The sequence below is a fragment of the Streptomyces sp. NPDC053673 genome, from assembly GCF_055585225.1.
Genome location: NZ_JBVJKN010000119.1, coordinates 1 through 1,002 on the forward strand (window position 1 = coordinate 1; position 1,002 = coordinate 1,002).

1 protein-coding gene is annotated in these 1,002 nt (G+C 61.4%); it reads left to right on the forward strand.

Features of this window, described 5'->3' with window-relative positions; genetic code table 11:
• Positions 1-29: 29 nt before the first annotated feature.
• Positions 30-1,002, forward strand: a 973-nt coding sequence (locus ACZ6ZQ_RS38670; RefSeq protein ID WP_469773214.1) for a replicative DNA helicase, incomplete at its 3' end; no start/stop codon positions are given.

Here is a 1,002-nt window from a genome sequence, read left to right on the forward strand (position 1 = left end):
GGCGGTCTGGCTGGGGAGGCCTGGCCTACGTGGCCGAGCTCGCCAAAAATACTCCCTCGGTCGCGAACATCGTTCACTACGCCAAGATCGTTTCTGAGCGAGCCCATCTGCGCCGCTTGATCTCCATCGGCTTCGAGATGAGCCGGCAGGCCTACGAGCCTGGGGCCGACGTAGCCTTGGTTCATGAAGAAGCGGAGCGCGCCCTGTTCGGTCTCAGCCAGGATGAACGCGACCAGGACTTTGCCGACATGGGCGAAGTCCTGAGCGCCGTCATCGACGAGATCGATAGCAACTTCAACTCCGAAACGGAGGTGACGGGTGTTCCTACTGGCCTGCCCGATCTGGATGCAATGACTGGCGGCCTGCAGCCTGCAGATCTGATCATCGTCGCGGCGCGTCCCTCGATGGGCAAGACGTCCCTGGTGATGAACTGGGCCAAGCCGATCCTTGACGCTTCTCCCGGGAAGTCGATCCAGATCTACAGCATGGAAATGCCGGCAAGGGCGTTGCAGTTCCGATTCCTCGCCCAGCTGGGGCGTATCGACCTGAAGGCGCTGCTGCGGGGCAAGCTTCAGGATGAAGACTGGCCGAAGCTGACGGCAGCCGTTGGTGTCTTTCAGGGTATGCAGGACCGTTTGGCGATCGACGATTCCGCGAACCTTACGCCGACATCGCTACGAGCGAAGGCTCGGCGTGGTGCCCGTAAGTACGGTCCGCCGGCGGCAATCATGGTTGATTACCTGCAGCTGATGCGCTGCCCAGGCTACGAGGGGAACCGCACTCAGGAGGTCGCGGAGATCTCCCGGGCATTGAAGGGGTTGGCCAAAGAGTTCAATTGCCCCGTCATCGCGCTATCGCAGTTGTCCCGCCAGTGTGAGCAGCGGCCCAACAAGCGCCCTGTGAACGCAGACTTGCGGGAGTCCGGCGCGATCGAGCAGGACGCGGACATCATCATGTTCGTCTATCGAGACGAGGTCTACAACCCGGACACTGAGTACAAGG